Raw genomic sequence first — 2116 nt, forward strand, 5'->3', positions numbered from 1 at the left:
GATTCACTATCACCACAATGGATATAGTAATCTGCATCATCTTCTAAAACTTTAATATCTGTTAAGATATTCATGTCACCATGGTTATCTGACATAATTACAATTTTTTTCATTCAGCCGCCTCCTTCTGATTATATTCTTCAATACAACTATTTTCTTTATAAATCTTATTCGCATTCTTCTTACCCACATAACGATAATAATGTGCATCATACACATGATTTGTAGAAGATGCCATACGTTTTGGATAACGTAATATAAAACCATATTCATATGAATGTGCTTCAAGCCATTGGGACAGGGCAGATGTTTCAAACTCCTGATAGGCAATGGATTTAGATGCAATAGAAACTGTATGACCTAATTGTCTTTCATCTTTACCTGCAAGGTTAGGATTTGAATACTGTAAGTCAGTAAAGCTTGTATAAGCTTCTTTAACATAAAAGTCATTCGCAATCTCATCAGGCATGGCATCAATCATCTTCTTTAACGCGTCATAAGCGTCATTATTTAAATACATGGCATATTTTAAACGATGAATATCTGACATTAAGACAAGGTTATGAGGAACATAAGCACCTATATAAGTTTGATCACTTAAGGTAGTTAAAAGAGCTGAAGGATCAGGAATCAAGAACATATCAGGATTATTTGCCTGAGTCATAAGTGTTGTTAAACCATAACGAGAGTAATTAGCACATGCCTGTTTGAAAAATGAAAGAATCATTTTATCTGTTAGTCCACGATTCTTTAATAATTCAATATAGTATTCTGTATCGTCTACATAACTATAATCTTCATAAAGAGGTCTCATTTTATAATATATTTGTAGTTTATCAAAATCAAAGTTCTGATTATATAAATATCCTGCTTCTAAATCATGTTCTACAAGTTTCTTTGCTTGATCATAAGATGCACCTTTATAGATGCCAGTGAGTTTAGTTGCTAATTCATTGCCTGTTTGTAGGATAGATTTATTTGTAGAGTAACGCCCTGTTTTTTCTAGTAGTTCATAATATTGATAATATGGAAGATAGAAATCATCATATTTGATATATTTCATAAAATGGTAAAGAGGAATTCTGTTTTCTACAAGATATTTCTGTTCTTCTTTACTTAAATACTTTTCGATGATCATTCTATTATCGTTGTTGATGCCATTGACACGATAGAATGGATCAAATCGGAGATTAATTGTATAGAATGAAACGATAAATAATGCAATGACTGTAATAAACAGATACTTGCGCTTATTTTCCATTAAATCACCTGCTCTCTAGTGTCAATTATATAGTATATCATGAAGAGTGTATAGATTATTCTTTATGTAGTACTTCATAGAGCTTTGCTGCAGTATTCTTGGGAATGACTGCTTCTAGTTCTTCCAGTGATGCTTCCTTCATCTTTTTAACACTCTTAAAATGATTAAGAAGCTTCTTCTTGCGTGCTTCCCCTATTCCTTCTACTTCATCTAATATAGAACTAAATAAGGATTTAGAGCGTACCTGACGGTGGAATGATATAGCATAGCGATGCACTTCATCCTGCATACGCGTTAATAAAAAGAATAAAGGACTCTTTGTATCAATAGGAACCTGGTTTCCATCTTCATCTAGCAACATTGCGGTAGAATGTTTATCATCCTTGGATAAACCACATATATGTACAGAGAGATTTAAGCTGTCTATCACTTCTTTGGCAACTTTGATCTGTCCTAGTCCACCATCGACAATTATGAGATCAGCCATTTCTTTTTGTTCCATAAGTAAGCGATAATAACGTCTATAGATAACTTCCTTCATACTTGCATAATCATCTGGACCTTCTACTGTCTTGATCTTATATTTACGATAATCTTTTTTAGATGGTACACCGTCTTTATATACAACCATACCAGCGACTGCATAAGCACCCTGAATATTAGAGTTATCGTATAATTCAATTGTATGTGGTGTATCAATACCTAGTTTTTGGCCTAATTCAATAATAGGAAGAATTGTTTTTTCATCTGTCTTCTCTTTTAACAAGAATTTCTTTTCTAATGCTTCTTTCGCATTTTTATTAGCCATTTCTACTAAGGATTTCTTATCTCCTCGTTGTGGCTGAAGAACATGAC

General features: G+C 32.7%; 2 protein-coding genes. Both read right to left on the bottom strand.

What is annotated here, in order from left to right:
- Positions 1–109 precede the first annotated feature (109 nt).
- Complete coding sequence (locus tag ACT8VG_RS10560) at positions 110–1261, bottom strand: M15 family metallopeptidase (protein WP_117458848.1); 1152 nt, start codon at positions 1259–1261, stop codon at positions 110–112.
- Positions 1262–1316: 55 nt separating this feature from the next.
- Positions 1317–2116 (bottom strand): helix-hairpin-helix domain-containing protein (locus ACT8VG_RS10565; protein ID WP_444195848.1); only part of this gene is annotated, 800 nt, incomplete at its 5' end.

This window comes from Catenibacterium sp., assembly GCF_052354645.1.
GTDB lineage: Bacteria > Bacillota_I > Bacilli_A > Erysipelotrichales > Coprobacillaceae > Catenibacterium > Catenibacterium mitsuoka_A.

Bases quoted from the DNA above. Each gene is read 5' to 3' on its own strand.
- ACT8VG_RS10560 (WP_117458848.1), bottom strand. From the start codon at position 1,261: ATGGAAAATAAGCGCAAGTATCTGTTTATTACAGTCATTGCATTATTT.